The sequence below is a fragment of the Enterobacter sp. ENT03 genome (assembly GCF_019218745.1).
GTDB lineage: Bacteria > Pseudomonadota > Gammaproteobacteria > Enterobacterales > Enterobacteriaceae > Enterobacter_D.
In genome coordinates, this window is record NZ_JAHUXA010000002.1 from 211,627 (window position 1) to 229,508 (window position 17,882).

The following is a 17,882-nucleotide window of genomic DNA, read 5'->3' on the forward strand; positions in this document are numbered from 1 at the left end:
CCGGCCTGGGGGTTTATGCCTTTCATGCCGGGTGGCGGCTGCGCCTTACCCGGCCTACGATTTTATCCCTTTCATGCCGGGAGGTAGCCCCGGTAAGCGCAGCGCCACCGGGGAATGAACTCAGAACATCACCTGACCGCCGGTGATATTGATCGACTGCCCGGTGCAGTAGGACGCCAGCGGGCTGGCGTAAAACAGCAGCAGGTTCAGCACATCCTGATAATCGCAGCCGCGCCTGAGCGGGACTTTATCAATGTAGTGCTGCTCCACCTGTTCGGCGGGAATGCCGAGCTTGCTGGCATACTGCGGGATCAGCGACTGGAACATCGGTGATTTCAGCAGGTTGCCGAGCATCAGTGAATGCACGGTAATGCCGTACTCCGCCAGATCCAGCGCCAGTGACTGGGTTAACCCCACGCCGCCGAACTTGGCAGCGCTGTAGCCCGAGTTGTGTTTACTGCCCACTTTGCCGGATTTCGAGTTGATCTGGATGATGCGCCCGGCGATGCCGTCGCGGATCATCAGTCGTGAAAACTCCCTGGCGCAGAGGAAATAGCCCACCAGATTCACCTGCAATGAGCGGTCAAAATCCCCCAGTTCGACGTCGCTGATAAAGGCCGCTTTGGCGATCCCGGCGCTATACACCAGCAAATCGACGCGACCAAAAATCTCGTCCACGCCTCTTGAGAGCGCCAGCACGCTCTGTTCGCTGGTGGCATCGGCCCCGAAACCGTACGCCTTACCTTCGCCGAACTCGGCGTTGATCTGCTGTGCGGTACTGGCGGCTTTATCACTCTGAATATCCACCACCGCCACACGATACCCCTCTGCGGCCAGCCCACGGCACAGGAACGCCCCTAAGGTCTGTCCTCCGCCAATGACAACGGCAACCTGATCCATACTTTTCTCCTCAACTACGCAGTAAATTTAAAGGTGCAGCCCGGCTGGATCGCCGAGGGTACCGGCCCGGCGACATGCACCGTACCGGGGTATTCCGCTTCACGTTCCCCGTCAAAGCGCAGGGTGATATGACCCAGCTCGCGCAGGTTTGCTTCGGCCACCGCGCCCACTGCGGTCACGGGATAGCGCTGCGCGCCCAGCTCGAGGACCGCGCCGGGTTGCAGGCTGCCGTGCATGTCGCCGTGGCAATGGATAAAACAGAACGCCTGAATGTCGGCAGGCGCACCCTCGCGAAAGGTGATCAGCATCTGCTCGTCCAGCGCCTCTGTGGCGCTGTCGCCGATGCGGGTGATGGTGGTCTGGTAGATCACGGACATCGTGTATGACCTCTTATTGATAGATGAAACCTGAAACAAACCAGGCGATCAGCACGGTGGGCGCGCCGGTAAGAAAGCGGCTGACCAGCACGGAAGGGACGCCGACGCGCACCGTGTCCTGGCGTGCTTCCGCCAGCGACAGGCCGACCGGGATGAAGTCGCAGGCTGCCTGTGCGTTAATCGCAAACAGCGCGGGCAGGGCAAGGTGTGGGGGAATGTGCCCGAGGCCAATCTGCACGCCGATCAATACGCCAATCACCTGCGCGATCACAGCCCCTGGACCGAGGAACGGCGACAGCAGCGGGAAAGAGCAGATCAGTGCCAGCGTCACCAGGCCCAGCGGCTGGTTGGCGAGGGGAGCCAGGCCGTGAGCGATCCAGTCCCCCAGCCCCGACGCCATGATGATGCCGATCAGCGCCGCCACGAACGCCATAAATGGCAGGATGGTTTTCAGCACCGTATCAATGGTGTCGCGTCCGGCCTGAAACAGCACCGCCACTGCCGAGCCCATCCCCATACCGACCTTCGCCAGCAGGCCGTCGCTCTGCTCGGTGATCTTCTTGCTGGTGTCATACTCCCGCGGCGCAGGATTGGGTGTCGTCGCCTGCTCGTGGCGAATGTTCTCTACTTTGACGGCGGAGACATAAATGTCTTCGGTGATGTACTGCGCCAGCGGGCCGGATTTGCCGGTGGCGTGAATATTCACCGTCGGGATACGGCGTTTCGGGTAGATCCCGCAGCGCAGCGTGCCGCCGCAGTCGATCACCGCCACGCCGATCTCTTCTTCCGGCGGTTCTCCTTCTTTAAAACCGTCCACCGCCTGCCAGCCGGTAAGCTGCGCCAGCGTGTCAACGATCGCCGGGCGCGTTCCGGCGGTGATATAGACGATCTTTTTCGCCGTGGTGGTATCAATCATCAGCGGGCCGCCCCAGCCGCCAGTGCCTTTTTCAATCACAATGCGCGTCATGATGTTGCTCCTGCCAGGCGGACGGACTGCTCCAGTTGAATACCCATTTTCTTCTCAAAAATGGCGGTGGTGAGGTCGGTGATCCAGCCGCGAAAGAAGTTGGTGACGAGGCCGACCAGCAGGTAGCTCACCGCCAGCGGGCCGAGGGGTAAACCCAGCGTGGTAAGGCCGCTGGCGATGCCCAGATAGACAAACAGCTCGCCGGGGTTGATGTGCGGGAACAGGCCGTTCATTGAGTGGCAGCTGTAGGACGCCGCCGCGTAGTAGCTCGGCTTGTATTTTTCCGGCATAAACCGGCCCAGGCTGAGCGTCATTGGATTACAGAACACAAAGGTGCCAATGAACGGCAACAGCAGGTAGCGCGAGACGGGATTGCCCGCGCAGCGCTGCGCCAGCCGTTCGATCCGTTGTTGACCGATAAAGTTAATCAGCGCGTTCATGATCACCAGCAGGCTGATCAGCAACGGCAGAATACCCGTCACCATGCCGGTAAATACCTCGCCACCTTTCTGAAACAGTCCGATAAACCATTCGGCACCGTGCGTGATGGTTTCGATCATTTTTTTCTCCTCCAGGGTTAGGTCTGTCGTGGTGCTCATAATAATCACTTTGAAAGGTTTAAAAGTGTTATTTAGATCTCATTGTGAAAGATAAAATGATCAAAATGAAAGATTATGCGACGTGGCGAGGATTTTTACGTTCGTTTTGCAAGGTTTTCTGAGGAGAGGGGATTATGTTGCGCAGACTTCTCTTTGCTGCTTCCTTGTGAAGAGGAAGATGCTTTACCATAATTCCCTCTCGCCGAATTCGTTATGTTTATATGGATGTCCCATGTTTAAGCGTCGTTACGCAGCTCTTTTACCTGTGCTGGTCCTGCTCTCTGCCTGTAGCAGTAAACCGAAAACCACTCAGGCTCCCGCTACCGCGGGCACGCCGCCTTCAGGCGGATTCCTGCTGGAGCCGCAGCATACTATGCTCAATCCGGCCGGTGATTTTGCCAACAATCCGGCGGCTGAACAGTTCATCGATATGATGGTCAGCAAACACGGTTTTGACCGTCAGCAACTGCACGAGATCCTCTCTCAGGCGAAGCGCCTCGATTCCGTGCTGCGTCTGATGGACCGCCAGGCGCCGACCGCCAGCGTGCCGTCAGGACCAAACGGCGCGTGGCTGCGTTATCGCAAACAGTTCATCACCCCGGATAACGTGCAAAACGGTGTAGCGTTCTGGGATCAGTATGAAGATGCGCTGAATCGCGCGTGGCAGGTGTATGGCGTGCCGCCGGAAATCATCGTCGGCATTATCGGCGTGGAAACCCGCTGGGGCCGCGTGATGGGGAAAACCCGCATTCTGGATGCGCTGGCAACCCTGTCATTCGCCTATCCGCGCCGGGCCGCGTATTTTTCCTCTGAGCTGGAAACCTTCCTGCTGATGGCGCGCGATGAAAGCGACGATCCGCTCGATTTGAAAGGGTCCTTTGCGGGTGCGATGGGCTACGGGCAGTTTATGCCGTCCTCTTATAAAGAGTATGCCGTTGATTTTAATGGCGACGGGCATATCAACCTGTGGGATCCGGAGGATGCCATCGGCAGCGTGGCGAACTATTTCAAAGAGCATGGCTGGGTGAAAGGTGATGTCGTAGCGGTGCCGGCTAACGGTCAGGCACCGGGTCTGGCTAACGGCTTCAAAACCAAATACAGCATTGCGCAGCTGGCGGCGGCAGGTTTAACGCCGCAGCAATCGCTGGGTAATCATCAGGAAGCGAGCCTGTTGCGCCTGGATGTCGGCACCGGCTATGAATACTGGTACGGTCTGCCGAACTTCTACGCCATTACCCGCTATAACCACAGCACGCACTATGCGATGGCGGTCTGGCAGCTGGGCCAGACGGTGGCGCTGGCGCGTATTAAGTAATCACGATAAAGGCCAGCACCCGCTGGCCTTTTTTCTGAAGCCCCCTCGTAAAATAGACCTCTCGCCCCCACCTTTGATGAGAAGATGCTATCTTGTCTGCCATGTTTTTATTCACTTACGGGAGTCATGATGACAGACAGTGAATTGATGCATTTAAGCGAGCGCATCGGGCAGGCGTTGAAAGCGCGGGGCGCGACCGTGACCACCGCGGAATCCTGCACCGGCGGCTGGGTGGCGAAAGTTATTACCGATATTCCGGGCAGCTCCGCCTGGTTTGAGCGGGGATTTGTCACTTACAGTAACGAGGCCAAATCGCAGATGATTGGCGTTAAACCCGCCACGCTGGAACAGCATGGTGCGGTGAGCGAGCCGGTGGTGGTTGAGATGGCGATTGGCGCGATTAAAGCCGCCCGCGCGGATTATGCGATTTCTGTCAGCGGCATCGCCGGACCGGATGGTGGCACGGCCAACAAGCCTGTCGGCACCGTGTGGTTTGGCTTTGCCAGCGCCGCAGGCGAGGGCATCACCCGCTGTGAATGCTTTAGCGGCGACCGCGAAAACGTGCGGCGTCAGGCCACGGCGTATGCCCTGCAAACGCTATGGCAACAATTTCTACAAAACACTTGATACTGTATGAGCATACAGTATAATTACCGCAACAGTTAAGAATTCCCGGTTGAGCACCACCTGCTTTACCCGGCATGACAGGAGTAATAATGGCTATCGACGAAAACAAACAGAAAGCGTTGGCGGCAGCACTGGGCCAGATCGAAAAGCAATTCGGTAAAGGCTCCATCATGCGCCTGGGTGAAGACCGTTCCATGGATGTGGAAACTATCTCCACCGGTTCGCTTTCTTTAGACATTGCACTGGGCGCAGGCGGTTTGCCGATGGGCCGTATCGTAGAAATCTACGGGCCGGAATCCTCAGGTAAAACCACCTTAACGCTGCAGGTGATTGCCGCAGCACAGCGTCAGGGTAAAACCTGTGCGTTTATCGATGCCGAGCATGCGCTGGACCCTGTCTACGCACGTAAGCTGGGTGTGGATATTGATAACCTGCTGTGTTCTCAGCCGGATACCGGTGAGCAGGCGCTTGAAATCTGTGACGCGCTGGCGCGTTCAGGTGCGGTAGACGTGCTGGTGGTTGACTCCGTTGCCGCGCTGACCCCGAAAGCCGAAATCGAAGGTGAAATCGGTGACTCTCACATGGGCCTCGCGGCACGTATGATGAGCCAGGCCATGCGTAAGCTGGCGGGTAACCTGAAGCAGTCCAACACGCTGCTGATCTTCATCAACCAGATCCGTATGAAAATTGGTGTGATGTTCGGTAACCCGGAAACCACCACTGGCGGTAACGCGCTGAAATTCTACGCCTCTGTACGTCTTGATATTCGCCGTATTGGTGCGGTGAAAGAGGGCGATAACGTGGTGGGTAGTGAAACCCGCGTGAAGGTGGTGAAGAACAAGATCGCCGCACCGTTTAAACAGGCTGAATTCCAGATCCTCTACGGTGAAGGGATTAACTTCTACGGCGAGCTGGTTGACCTGGGCGTGAAAGAGAAGTTCATCGAGAAAGCCGGTGCATGGTACAGCTATAACGGTGAGAAGATCGGTCAGGGTAAAGCGAACGCAACGACCTGGCTGAAAGAGAACCCGGAAACGGCGAAGGAAATTGAGAAGAAGGTGCGTGACACCCTGCTCAGTAATCCTGATTCCAAGCCTGATTTCACCGTTGATGACAACGATGAACATGCCAAAGAAGGCAACGAAGATTTCTGATAATCTTATGTAACCGATAAAAAGGGCTGCTTATGCAGCCCTTTTGCTATTTCATCCCCAGCAGGTGTGCTATGTCTGATTCTGATACGACGCCCCGTCGTTCTGCCTACGCCCGGTTACTGGATCGGGCGATGCGTATCCTCGCCATGCGCGACCACAGCGAACAGGAGTTTCGCCGCAAACTCACCGCCCCCATTATGACCAAAAGCGGGCCGGAACCGGTGGATGCCAGCGAAGACGATATTAATAACGTCGTCAACTGGTGCTTTGAAAACCGCTACCTTGATGATGATCGTTTTGCCCGCCAGTTTATTGCCAGCCGGGGCCGCAAAGGCTATGGCCCGTCGCGCATCAGTCAGGAGCTCAACCAGAAAGGCATTGGCCGCGAAGCGGCGCAGGCAGCGATGCGGGAATGCGACATTGACTGGACGGCGATGGCCCGCGAGCAGGCGTATCGTAAATATGGTGAGCCGCTGCCCACCGCCTTTGCCGAGAAAGTGAAAGTACAGCGATTTCTGATGTACCGCGGCTTTATGATGGAAGATATTCAGGCGTTGTGGCGAAATTTTGATGATTGACTGCATACGGGATTTTACTTCGCAGTAAAGAAAACTTATCTTATTCCCACTTTTTCCGGTAGTTGGCGGCGGTTCGTAAGCCGTCAACTGCTGGCTACGATAATACGTTAGCTTGATTCCAGGATAATTATGAGCAAGAGCACCGCTGAGATCCGTCAGGCGTTTCTCGATTTTTTCCATAGTAAGGGCCATCAGGTAGTTGCCAGCAGCTCCCTGGTACCAAATAACGACCCGACTCTGCTGTTTACCAACGCCGGGATGAACCAGTTCAAGGATGTGTTCCTTGGTCTCGACAAGCGTAATTATTCCCGCGCAACGACCTCGCAGCGCTGCGTGCGTGCGGGCGGTAAACACAATGACCTGGAAAACGTCGGTTACACCGCGCGTCACCATACTTTCTTCGAAATGCTGGGTAACTTCAGCTTTGGCGATTATTTCAAACACGAAGCCATTCAATTCGCATGGGAACTGCTGACCGGTGAAAACTGGTTCGCCCTGCCGAAAGAGCGTTTGTGGGTGACCGTGTATGCGACTGACGACGAAGCGTACGACATCTGGGAAAAAGAAGTCGGCATTCCGCGCGAACGTATCATCCGCATTGGTGATAACAAAGGCGCGCCGTATGCTTCTGATAACTTCTGGCAGATGGGTGATACCGGTCCGTGCGGCCCGTGCACCGAGATTTTCTACGATCATGGCGATCACATCTGGGGTGGACCTCCGGGTAGCCCGGAAGAAGACGGCGACCGCTATATTGAGATCTGGAACATCGTCTTTATGCAGTTCAATCGCCAGGCCGATGGCACCATGGAACCGCTGCCGAAGCCGTCCGTGGATACCGGGATGGGCCTTGAGCGCATCGCCGCGGTACTGCAGCATGTGAACTCTAACTACGACATCGATCTGTTCCGCAAACTTATCGAAGCCGTGGCAAACGTGACCGGCGCGACGGATCTGAGCAACAAATCCCTGCGCGTGATTGCCGACCATATTCGTTCTTGTGCCTTCCTGATTGCGGATGGTGTGCTTCCGTCGAATGAAAACCGTGGCTACGTGCTGCGCCGCATCATTCGTCGCGCGGTTCGTCACGGCAACATGCTGGGCGCGAAAGACACCTTCTTCTACAAACTCGTCGGTCCGCTGATTGCCGTAATGGGCGCGGCAGGTGAAGATCTGCAACGCCAGCAGGCGCAGGTTGAGCAGGTGCTGAAAACCGAAGAAGAGCAGTTTGCCCGTACGCTGGAACGTGGTCTGGCGCTGCTGGACGACGAGCTGTCGAAACTGACCGGCGATACGCTGGACGGTGAAACCGCCTTCCGTCTGTACGATACCTACGGCTTCCCGGTGGATTTGACCGCCGACGTGTGCCGTGAGCGTAATCTGAAAGTGGACGAAGCGGGATTTGAAGCCGCAATGGAAGAGCAGCGCCGTCGTGCGCGTGAATCCAGCGGCTTTGGTGCCGACTACAATGCGATGATCCGCGTTGATGGCAGTACGGAATTCAAAGGCTACGACAATCTCGAACTGACGGCGAAAGTTACTGCGCTCTTTGTGGACGGTAAAGCGGTGGATACCCTCGCGGCCGGTCAGGACGCGGTAGTGGTGCTGGATAAAACACCTTTCTACGCTGAATCCGGCGGTCAGGTTGGCGATAAGGGCGAGCTGAAAGGCAATGGCTTCACCTTTACCGTAAGCGATACGCAGAAGTACGGTCAGGCGATTGGTCATCAGGGCAAACTGGCGTCCGGCGTGCTGAACGTGGGCGATGGCGTGAAAGCCGAAGTTGACGAAGCTCGCCGCGAACGTATTCGTCTGAACCACTCGGCGACACACCTGATGCACGCCGCGCTGCGCGAAGTTCTGGGCACGCATGTGGCGCAGAAAGGCTCGCTGGTAAACGATAAGATCCTGCGCTTTGACTTCTCGCATTTCGAAGCGATGAAACCGTCAGAGATCCGTGCGGTCGAAGATCTGGTGAACGCGCAAATCCGCCGTAACCTGCCGATCGAAACCAACATCATGGAACTTGAAGCTGCGCGGGCGAAGGGCGCAATGGCGCTTTTCGGCGAGAAATATGATGACCACGTGCGCGTACTGAGCATGGGCGATTTCTCAACGGAGCTGTGCGGCGGGACTCATGCCTCACGCACCGGTGACATTGGCCTGTTCCGCATTGTGTCTGAGTCAGGCACCGCCGCAGGTGTGCGTCGTATCGAAGCGGTAACCGGTGAAGGGGCGATTGCCAGCCTGCATGCTGAAAGTGACCAGCTGCATGACATCGCGCAGCTGCTGAAGGGCGACAGCCAGAACCTGGGCGAGAAAGTGCGCAGCGTGCTGGATAAAACGCGTCAGCTTGAAAAAGAGCTGCAGCACCTGAAAGAACAACAGGCCGCACTGGAGAGCGCAAGCTTGTCCAGTAAAGCCGAAGAAATCAATGGCGTGAAGCTGCTGGTGAGTGAGCTGGCTGGCGTTGAGCCGAAGATGCTGCGTACCATGGTCGACGATCTGAAGAATCAGTTAGGTTCTACTATAATCGTGCTGGCTACGGTCGCAGAGGGTAAGGTTTCTCTGATTGCGGGTGTGTCTAAGGATGTGACCGACCGCGTGAAAGCAGGGGAACTGGTAGGAATGGTAGCCCAACAAGTGGGGGGCAAAGGGGGCGGTCGACCGGATATGGCGCAAGCCGGCGGTACTGATACGTCAGCGCTTCCCGCAGCACTGGCCAGCGTTAAAGGCTGGGTAAGTGCGAAGCTGTAAATAACGAAAAAGCGCAGGCAAATGCCATGACTCAGGTTGTGGCATTTTTGCCACTACGCTTTTGATAACGATAAAGTCAGGTTGAAGTTGTGTAGATCGGCTAAACTTACGTTTAACAGAAAGTAATAGTGGTGATAGCTGTCGCTTCAGAGGTTTGTTACCGCGTACTTTTTTGACGTTATATGATGGATAATGCCGGGATACAGAGAGACCCGACTCTTTTAATCTTTCAAGGAGCAAAGAATGCTGATTCTGACTCGTCGAGTTGGTGAGACCCTCATGATTGGGGATGAGGTCACTGTGACTGTTTTAGGCGTTAAGGGCAACCAGGTACGTATTGGGGTCAACGCTCCTAAAGAAGTGTCTGTTCACCGTGAAGAAATCTACCAGCGTATCCAGGCTGAAAAATCGCAACAATCCAGCTATTGATATTATCGCGTCTCGCCTCCCGGCGAGGCGCGGTTCATTCCCGCTATACTCCGTCCTTTTCGTGACACTGCTATTTCTTTTTGCCGCCGCGCGTTCAAAACTTTTCGGTTTATCTCCTTTTTTATCGCTACAGGTACGTGTAACGGCTGTCAGTTGTACCGGCTGGCATCGATAAAATCTGTTGATAAAACATCCTTTTTGGGCTTTTTACCGCCTAATTGCCTGCGAAGTGTGCAATCGATTCAGGGGTGGGAAAAATTGTTTGACTTATAAGTCCCAGAAAGTAATATGTGCGCCACGCAGCGACGATGAGCAGAAACAAGTTCTTCGAAGCACTCGCAAGAGGCGTGTGGTGAGGTGGCCGAGAGGCTGAAGGCGCTCCCCTGCTAAGGGAGTATGCGGTCAAAAGCTGCATCCGGGGTTCGAATCCCCGCCTCACCGCCATTTTGCATCCGTAGCTCAGCTGGATAGAGTACTCGGCTACGAACCGAGCGGTCGGAGGTTCGAATCCTCCCGGATGCACCATCTTCATCAGTGTTGCGGCATGATGAGTGACATTGAGTCAGTAGTACCTTAGTAATTCCGATGCATCCGTAGCTCAGCTGGATAGAGTACTCGGCTACGAACCGAGCGGTCGGAGGTTCGAATCCTCCCGGATGCACCATCTTTATCAGTGTTGCGGCATGATGAGTGACATTGAGTCAGCAGTACCTTAGTAATTCCCGATGCATCCGTAGCTCAGCTGGATAGAGTACTCGGCTACGAACCGAGCGGTCGGAGGTTCGAATCCTCCCGGATGCACCATCTCTTTGATTGTTTCAGTAACAATCAGCGCAGTACAGCACTACCCGATGCATCCGTAGCTCAGCTGGATAGAGTACTCGGCTACGAACCGAGCGGTCGGAGGTTCGAATCCTCCCGGATGCACCATACTTCCCCGGTCTTTCAGCGACAGCGGTTCATCAAAGAATCTGCGATGCTGTTACAAGCACCAGGGAGGATAACGTTGCTTTAGCAACGGCCTACAGGGCAAGGCGCAGCCGAGTAATTCTCCCGGATGCACCATCTTTAAACACTCCCCCGAAATTTCCCAATATTCTCCTTGCGCTGCCAGCGACAAAAATCCTTGTTTACGTTACAGTATCCTTCTGTTATCCGGTTGTGAGAACGCGATGTACGAACGTTACAGTGGACTAATTTTTGATATGGATGGCACCATCCTGGATACGGAACCTACGCACCGTAAAGCCTGGGACGACGTCCTGGGGCGCTACGGTCTGCGCTATGATTTGCAGGCGATGATTGCCCTTAACGGCTCTCCGACCTGGCGTATTGCGCAGTCTGTCATCGAATATAATCAGGCCGATCTCGATCCGCATCTGCTGGCGCAGGAAAAAACCGCTGCCGTGAAGTCTATGCTGCTTGATGGCGTGCGTCCGTTGCCGCTGGTAGAGGTGGTTAAAGCGTGGCATGGCCGTCGTCCGATGTCTGTCGGTACCGGTAGCGAAAGCGCGATTGCCGAAGCATTACTTACCCATCTGGGCCTGCGGCACTATTTCAGCGCCGTGGTCGCTGCCGATCACGTGACCCATCATAAACCTGCCCCGGACACCTTTTTACGTTGCGCCGAGCTGATGGGCGTTCCGCCCACCGAATGCGTAGTGTTTGAAGATGCTGATTTCGGCCTTCAGGCAGCACGCGCGGCTGGCATGGATGTTGTGGATGTGCGCGTATTGTGAGTGACGGTCTGTCACTCTTCTCATTATTTACCGGCAGTTTTCTCAGCGCCACGTTATTACCGGGCAATTCTGAGGTGCTGCTGGTCGCCTTACTTCTTTCTGGCGTGAGTCAGCCCTGGCTGCTGGTATTAATAGCAACAATGGGTAATAGCCTTGGAGGGCTGACTAACGTTATCCTTGGTCGCTTCTTTCCGCTGCGTAAAACCTCACGCTGGCAGGAAAAAGCCACAGGTTTTCTCAATCGTTATGGCGCAGCCGCGCTATTATTGAGCTGGATGCCTGTTATGGGTGATTTGCTGTGCCTGCTGGCGGGATGGATGCGCATCTCGTGGGGGCCAGTTATCTTTTTTTTATGCCTTGGCAAGGCGTTGCGCTATGTTGTTATCGCTTTCGCAACGCTTCAGGGCATGACGTGGTGGCACTAATTGCATTGCTGGCCTTAAATCGTCAACCATTACAATTATGCTGTGTAGAAATGATTTCGACAGGCGGGAGGTCAATTTGATCCCGGACGTATCACAGGCGCTGTCCTGGCTGGAAAACCACCCTCAGGCATTGAAGGGGATCCAGCGCGGGCTGGAGCGCGAAACGCTGCGCATTAATGCAGATGGCAGTTTGGCAACTACCGGACATCCGGAGCAGCTCGGTTCAGCGCTGACACATAAATGGATCACGACCGATTTCGCGGAAGCGTTGCTGGAGTTTATTACTCCGGTCGATGGCGATATTGATCATATGCTGACGATCATGCGCGATGTTCATCGCTATACCGTGCGCCATCTTGGCGACGAGCGGTTATGGCCGTTGAGCATGCCCTGTTACATTGAAAACGGGCAGGAGATCGAACTGGCGCAGTATGGCACCTCGAATATTGGTCGCCTGAAAACGCTCTACCGTGAAGGATTGAAAAATCGTTACGGGGCGCTGATGCAGACCATTTCCGGTGTGCACTACAATTTCTCGCTGCCGATGGCCTTCTGGCAGGCAAAATGCGGTGAAACAGACAAAGAGGCGATTTCGGCGGGCTATTTCCGTCTGATCCGCAACTACTACCGTTTTGGCTGGGTGATCCCGTACCTGTTTGGCGCGTCACCGGCGATTTGCCCGTCGTTCCTGCAGGGCAAGCCGACGTCGCTGCCGTTCGAGAAAACGGAAAACGGCATGTACTATCTGCCGTATGCTACCTCGCTGCGTTTAAGCGACCTTGGCTATACCAACAAGTCGCAGAGCAACCTCGGTATCACCTTTAACGAGCTGAACGAGTATGTGGCGGCGCTGAAACGGGCGATTAAAACGCCGTCCGAAGAGTACGCGAAGCTGGGTCTGACGAAAGACGGCAAGCATCTGCAAATCAACACCAACATTTTGCAGATTGAAAACGAACTTTATGCGCCGATCCGCCCGAAACGCGTCACGCGCAGCGGTGAAACCCCGTCGGATGCGTTACTGCGTGGCGGCATTGAATACATCGAAGTGCGCTCGCTGGACATCAACCCGTTCTCACCGATTGGCGTTGATGAGCAGCAGGTGCGCTTCCTTGACCTGTTTATGGTCTGGTGCGTACTGGCGGATGCGCCGGAGATGAGCAGCGACGAGCTGCTGTGTACGCGCACCAACTGGAACCGCGTGATCCTCGAAGGGCGTAAGCCTGGTCTGACGTTGGGTATCGGTTGTGAAACGGCGCAATACCCGCTGGCGCAGGTCGGCAAAGATTTGTTCCACGATTTGAAACGCGTCGCGCAAACCCTTGATGGTATTGACGGCGGTGATGCTTATGCGAAAGTCTGTGATGAACTGGTTGCCAGCTTTGACGATCCTGAACTGACCTTCTCGGCACGTATTCTGCGTTCGATGATTGATAACGGGATTGGCGGTACGGGTAAATCACTGGCCGCGCAGTATCGCGATATGCTGCGTGAGGAGCCGCTGGAAATTCTGAAAGAAGAAGATTTCAGCAAAGAGCATGATGCGTCGTGGGCGCGGCAGCGGGAAGTGGAAGCGGCAGATACTGAGTCGTTTGAAGCACTGCTGGCGAGACACGCCTGATACAAAAGAAAAAGGCCACATCTCTGTGGCCAAATATTCATCTCTGAAAACAGGGATGATGATAACAAATGCGCGTCTTTCATATATTCAGACTCGCGGTTGTTCGAAGAGTTCCGTTTATTTTTAAAAAAATCACTCCGGAGGTGACAAGATGCCATTATTGGATAGCTTCACTGTCGATCATACCCGTATGGAAGCGCCTGCTGTTCGCGTTGCCAAGACCATGAACACGCCGCATGGCGACACCATTACCGTTTTCGATCTGCGCTTTTGCATTCCGAACCAGGAAGTGATGCCGGAAAAAGGGATCCACACCCTGGAGCACCTGTTTGCCGGTTTCATGCGCGATCACCTGAACGGGAACGGCGTTGAGATCATCGACATTTCCCCGATGGGCTGCCGCACCGGTTTCTACATGAGCCTGATTGGTACGCCGGACGAGCAGCGCGTGGCGGATGCCTGGAAAGCGGCGATGGCCGACGTGCTCAAGGTGAAAGAGCAGAACCAGATCCCGGAGCTGAACGTCTATCAGTGCGGCACTTACCAGATGCACTCGCTGGACGAAGCGCAGGAAATCGCGCGGCATATTCTGGATCGCGACGTACGTGTGAACAGCAACGACGAGCTGGCGCTGCCGAAAGAAAAACTGCAGGAACTGCACATCTAGTTTTCGGTCAGTGACGTATAAAAAAAGCCAGTTCAGATGAACTGGCTTTTTTATTTGCCGGGTGGCGCTGGTTTTGCCGGGTGGCGCTACGCTTATCCGGCCTACGGGCGCTGGTTTTGCCGGGTGGCGCTGCGCTTACCCGGCCTACGGAAACGACGGGGCGGTAATATCCTGTAGGCCCGGCAAGCAACGCGCCGCCGGGCAAAACAATATCAACAAAGCAATATCAACAAAGCAATATCAACAAAGCTATATCAACAAAGCAATATCAGTGCGCGCCACCGCCGCCACCGGCCCCGAACGGCGGTCGGGCGAACCACACCAGCCCCAGCAGCAGAAGGAAGATCCCGGCGGAGATCCAGAAAATCTCGTTCGCTGAAATAATCAGCCCCTGACTGGTGATCTGCTGGGCGATCCACCCGGACGCCTGCTGCTGCGACATGCCCATTCCCTCCAGCTGCCCGTACATCTCCTGGGTGCTGGCGCTATAAGGATTTACTGACTCCGTCAGCTGCGCATGGTGCATCGACTCACGACTGGTCCACAGTGTCGTGGTGATCGACGTGCCAATCGACCCCGCCAGCGTTCGCGTAAAGTTCGACAAACTCGACGCCGCCGCCAGCCGTTCAGGCGGCAGGCCGGAGAGCGTAATGGTCGTCAGCGGCATAAAGAAGCAGGCGACCGCGAAGCCCTGAATAAACTGCGGCCACGCAGACGCGCCAAAGTCCATGCCCGGTTCAAAGGTATACGCGCGCCAGTAGAAGCACACCGCATACATAATGAAGCTGAAGGTCACCAGACGGCGCATATCCAGCTTATGGGCGAAGCGGCCGATAATCGGCGACAGGATCACCGGGATAATGCCGACCGGCGCGGACGCCAGTCCTGCCCAGGTGGCCGTGTAGCCGTATACCTCCTGCAACAGCTGCGGCAGCAAGACAATTGCGCCGAAGTAGAGCATATAGGCAAGGCTGATACACAGACAGCCAATGGTAAAGTTGCGCGACTTAAACAACGAGAGATCGACAATCGGATGGTCATCCGTCAGCTCCCAGACAATCAGGAACGAGAGGGACACCACGGCGACCACCGTCAGCACGATAATCTCGGTGGAGTTAAACCAGTCCAGCTCTTTACCCTGGTCCAGCATCACCTGCAGACTGCCGATGCCGACGATCAGCAACGCCAGCCCCACGCCGTCAATGCGCCGCTGCTCGGTGCGGGTTTCGCGTCCACGCAGCGCCTGCGCCGCCATCAGCACCACCACCAGACCAATAGGCACGTTGATAAAGAAGATCCAGCCCCAGTGATAGTTATCACTGATATAGCCGCCGAGGATCGGCCCGCAAATCGGCGCGACGATCACCGTCATCGACCACAGCGCCAGCGCCACCGATCGTTTGGCAGGCGGATAGTTGCTCAGTAACAGACTCTGCGACAGCGGGATCAGGGGACCTGCGACAATCCCCTGGATCACGCGGAAGAAAATCAGCATGTTCAGGCTGCTCGACACCCCGCACGCCCAGGAGGCGATAGCAAAGGCGACGGTGGACCATAAAAAGAGTCGCACCTCGCCGACGCGCTTCGCCAGCCAGCCGGTGATCGGGATAGAGATGGCATTCGCCACACCAAACGACGTGATGACCCAGGTACCCTGGCTCAGTGACGCGCCCAGGTTACCGGCGATGGTCGGGATCGCCACGTTCGCAATGGTGGAGTCCAGCACCTGCATGAAGGTCGCAAGGGACAGCGCAATGGTCATAATGACCAGCTGCGCGCCCTCCAGCGGTTTACGCTGCTGCATAGCACTCACCTCAGGATTAACCCGCGTTGGCCTGAACGATGTTATTGATCAGGGTATTCACCGGCTCCAGGCTGATTTCCCGCGCATTACTTTCATACGCTGGCGTACTGCGTGCCTGGCTTGCCAGCACCTGGCCGTCGCGGTTGGTGGTATCCACCGTCACCAGCGAAGAAAGACCAATGCGCAGCGGGTGATCGGCGAGCTGTTTCGCATCCAGCTCAATACGTACCGGCAGACGCTGAACCACTTTGATCCAGTTACCGGTGGCGTTTTGTGCCGGCAGCAGTGAGAAGGCGCTACCGGTGCCCATATCCAGGCCGACCACTTTACCGGTGTACTTCACCTCGTCGCCGTAGAAATCACTGATCACCGTCGCCGTCTGGCCAATGCGCATATGTGCCAGCTGCGTCTCTTTAAAGTTTGCGTCCACCCACAGGCCAGTGGCCGGTACCACGGCCATCAGCGCGGTAGTCGGACTGATTTGCGCGCCAGGCTGCACGGCACGGCGGGAAACATAGCCGGAGATCGGGCTGACGATTTTGGTACGTTGCAGCGCAAGCCAGGCGTTACGCACTTCAGTAGCGGCCTGTTGCACGGCTGGCTGATCTTCAAGGCGGGTGCCGAGGATCATCGCCTGGTTCGCGTTATATTGCTGCACCGCTACATCAAGCTGCGCTTGCGCGCTGGCCACCGCATCACGGGAGTGTTGCAGTTCTTCACGACCAATCAGGTTCGCGCTGCCCAGCGGCACACGACGATTCAAATCGCTCTGCGCCTGGGCGAGGGCGGTTTTCTTCACTTCGATGTTGGCCTGATACTGGCGGCTATTGATCATCAACTGGCGGGTCTGACGCACACTGGAGGCCAGTTGTGTCTGCGCTTTTTCAAACGCCTGCTGGGCATCCGTCGGATCAAGTGTCACCAGCACGTCGCCCTGTTTTACGTAATCGGTATTGTCATGCCAGACTTTCGTCACGCTACCCGACACCTGCGCCATAATCTGCACCTGGTTGCCGGCCACATACGCATCGTCGGTTTCTTCGACGTGGCGCAGCACCATAAACCAGTAAATCCCGTATGCCACAGCAATAATAATAAAGAGCAAGGTCAGAACAATCAGGGCACCTTTACGTTTGCCTTTCTTCTTGACCGGTTGCAGCGGGGTTTGAGTCTCCGCATTTGCGCTCATGTGTGTTCTCCACGATCTTTTTATTTATTCGGCAACGCCGACCTGTTCACCAAAAAGCCAGCATTAAAATGCTGGCCCGGTGGATTTCTTAGTTAATCAGGATGTCAGAGCGAATCGTCGCGTTAGCGCAGTGCCTCAAGAATGACGTCTTCTTCTTCCATCTGGTCGAGGCGGTTCAGCAGCTTACGGGTGATTTGCTCAAGCTGTTCTTTCTCTGAGGCACTCAGAGAAGACCAGAGCTGATGCAGACAGTTATGCTGCGGGGGTAAAACCTGACGTAAAAATTCGTGACCTTTATCGGTCAATTGCAGATGCAAACAACGACGGTCGTTGTCGCTTTCACGGCGCTCGATCCAGCCGCGTTTTTCCAGTTCATCGGCAATACGGGTGGCATTGGTGCGCGACGAACCCAGCGCACAGCTCAGCTCGGAAGGCTGAATGCTATGATTTTCCTGCGACTCAAGGGTAAGTAACGCCATGAACAACGTTTCGTTGATCCCCTGTGCTTTCAGCATTTTGTTGCGGTTATCCAGCAGTTTGCCCTGCATATGCATACACAAACGCGTCAGCAGGACTTCCTGAAAAGGAAAATCTTCATAACGACTGGCACGGAACTTCAGCATTTGCTCAATGGGCGTGAACGAACTTTCCATCTCAATATGACCTCATTAATTACAGCCGATATAGTAACGGCGGTGACAAATAATGTAAATGTATTATTTTCCTTAAGTGAT

17 protein-coding genes and 5 tRNA genes are annotated in these 17,882 nt (G+C 55.5%); 15 read left to right on the top strand and 7 right to left on the bottom strand.

Going from position 1 to position 17,882, the window contains the following annotated elements:
• Window positions 1-120: 120 nt before the first annotated feature.
• From srlD to srlA, 4 genes are read right to left on the bottom strand one after another with little or no spacing between them, the layout of a single operon-like run.
• Window positions 121-900, bottom strand: coding sequence for a sorbitol-6-phosphate dehydrogenase (gene srlD / locus KW828_RS05910; RefSeq protein WP_218335535.1), 780 nt, complete (start codon window positions 898-900; stop codon window positions 121-123).
• A 14-nt stretch (window positions 901-914) separates the two neighbouring features.
• A complete protein-coding gene (gene srlB / locus KW828_RS05915) occupies window positions 915-1,277 on the bottom strand; it encodes a PTS glucitol/sorbitol transporter subunit IIA (protein WP_218335536.1) in 363 nt (120 codons plus the stop codon).
• A 13-nt stretch (window positions 1,278-1,290) separates the two neighbouring features.
• Window positions 1,291-2,244, bottom strand: a complete 954-nt coding sequence (locus KW828_RS05920; RefSeq protein ID WP_218335537.1) for a PTS glucitol/sorbitol transporter subunit IIB — start codon at window positions 2,242-2,244, stop codon at window positions 1,291-1,293.
• Window positions 2,241-2,804 (bottom strand): PTS glucitol/sorbitol transporter subunit IIC, encoded by a 564-nt coding sequence (gene srlA / locus KW828_RS05925; RefSeq protein ID WP_218335538.1) that lies wholly within the window; start codon window positions 2,802-2,804, stop codon window positions 2,241-2,243. The genes KW828_RS05920 and srlA overlap by 4 nt, the downstream gene beginning before the upstream one ends.
• A 271-nt stretch (window positions 2,805-3,075) precedes the next feature.
• On the opposite strand from srlA, the gene mltB reads away from it, so the two are divergent.
• From mltB to luxS, 15 genes are all read left to right on the top strand, one after another.
• Window positions 3,076-4,158: a lytic murein transglycosylase B gene (mltB, locus tag KW828_RS05930; protein ID WP_218335539.1), complete on the top strand. Its 1,083-nt coding sequence runs from the start codon at window positions 3,076-3,078 to the stop codon at window positions 4,156-4,158.
• 129 nt (window positions 4,159-4,287) lie between these two features.
• A complete protein-coding gene (gene pncC / locus KW828_RS05935; protein WP_218335647.1) occupies window positions 4,288-4,785 on the top strand; it encodes a nicotinamide-nucleotide amidase in 498 nt (165 codons plus the stop codon).
• Between the two features lie 89 nt (window positions 4,786-4,874).
• On the top strand, window positions 4,875-5,939 hold the full coding sequence (gene recA, locus KW828_RS05940) for a recombinase RecA (RefSeq protein ID WP_088221527.1): 1,065 nt from the start codon (window positions 4,875-4,877) through the stop codon (window positions 5,937-5,939).
• A gap of 71 nt (window positions 5,940-6,010) precedes the next feature.
• The gene (recX, locus tag KW828_RS05945) at window positions 6,011-6,517 is read left to right on the top strand and encodes a recombination regulator RecX (RefSeq protein ID WP_218335540.1); all 507 of its coding nucleotides are present in this window, start codon (window positions 6,011-6,013) and stop codon (window positions 6,515-6,517) included.
• A gap of 129 nt (window positions 6,518-6,646) precedes the next feature.
• Complete coding sequence (gene alaS / locus KW828_RS05950; protein ID WP_218335541.1) at window positions 6,647-9,274, top strand: alanine--tRNA ligase; 2,628 nt, start codon at window positions 6,647-6,649, stop codon at window positions 9,272-9,274.
• A gap of 243 nt (window positions 9,275-9,517) precedes the next feature.
• The gene (gene csrA / locus KW828_RS05955) at window positions 9,518-9,703 is read left to right on the top strand and encodes a carbon storage regulator CsrA (protein WP_000906486.1); all 186 of its coding nucleotides are present in this window, start codon (window positions 9,518-9,520) and stop codon (window positions 9,701-9,703) included.
• A gap of 351 nt (window positions 9,704-10,054) precedes the next feature.
• Window positions 10,055-10,147 (top strand) — tRNA-Ser (locus KW828_RS05960).
• 4 nt (window positions 10,148-10,151) lie between these two features.
• Window positions 10,152-10,228, top strand: a tRNA-Arg gene (locus tag KW828_RS05965).
• Window positions 10,229-10,290: 62 nt separating this feature from the next.
• Window positions 10,291-10,367: transfer RNA gene (locus KW828_RS05970), tRNA-Arg, on the top strand.
• Window positions 10,368-10,430: 63 nt separating this feature from the next.
• A tRNA-Arg gene (locus tag KW828_RS05975) sits at window positions 10,431-10,507 on the top strand.
• 49 nt (window positions 10,508-10,556) lie between these two features.
• Window positions 10,557-10,633: transfer RNA gene (locus KW828_RS05980), tRNA-Arg, on the top strand.
• Between the two features lie 242 nt (window positions 10,634-10,875).
• Complete coding sequence (gene yqaB / locus KW828_RS05985) at window positions 10,876-11,442, top strand: fructose-1-phosphate/6-phosphogluconate phosphatase (RefSeq protein WP_218335542.1); 567 nt, start codon at window positions 10,876-10,878, stop codon at window positions 11,440-11,442.
• Complete coding sequence (locus KW828_RS05990) at window positions 11,439-11,867, top strand: YqaA family protein (protein WP_218335543.1); 429 nt, start codon at window positions 11,439-11,441, stop codon at window positions 11,865-11,867. The genes yqaB and KW828_RS05990 overlap by 4 nt, the downstream gene beginning before the upstream one ends.
• 76 nt (window positions 11,868-11,943) lie before the next feature.
• Window positions 11,944-13,488, top strand: coding sequence for a glutamate--cysteine ligase (gene gshA, locus KW828_RS05995; protein ID WP_218335544.1), 1,545 nt, complete (start codon window positions 11,944-11,946; stop codon window positions 13,486-13,488).
• 151 nt (window positions 13,489-13,639) lie between these two features.
• A complete protein-coding gene (luxS, locus tag KW828_RS06000) occupies window positions 13,640-14,155 on the top strand; it encodes an S-ribosylhomocysteine lyase (protein ID WP_072570043.1) in 516 nt (171 codons plus the stop codon).
• 268 nt (window positions 14,156-14,423) lie between these two features.
• On the opposite strand, the gene emrB is transcribed toward luxS, so the two are convergent.
• From emrB to mprA, 3 genes are all read right to left on the bottom strand, one after another.
• A complete protein-coding gene (gene emrB / locus KW828_RS06005) occupies window positions 14,424-15,959 on the bottom strand; it encodes a multidrug efflux MFS transporter permease subunit EmrB (RefSeq protein ID WP_218335545.1) in 1,536 nt (511 codons plus the stop codon).
• Between the two features lie 16 nt (window positions 15,960-15,975).
• Complete coding sequence (emrA, locus tag KW828_RS06010) at window positions 15,976-17,148, bottom strand: multidrug efflux MFS transporter periplasmic adaptor subunit EmrA (protein WP_218335546.1); 1,173 nt, start codon at window positions 17,146-17,148, stop codon at window positions 15,976-15,978.
• Between the two features lie 122 nt (window positions 17,149-17,270).
• Window positions 17,271-17,801, bottom strand: coding sequence for a transcriptional repressor MprA (mprA, locus tag KW828_RS06015; protein WP_218335547.1), 531 nt, complete (start codon window positions 17,799-17,801; stop codon window positions 17,271-17,273).
• Between the last annotated feature and the right edge of the window lie 81 nt (window positions 17,802-17,882).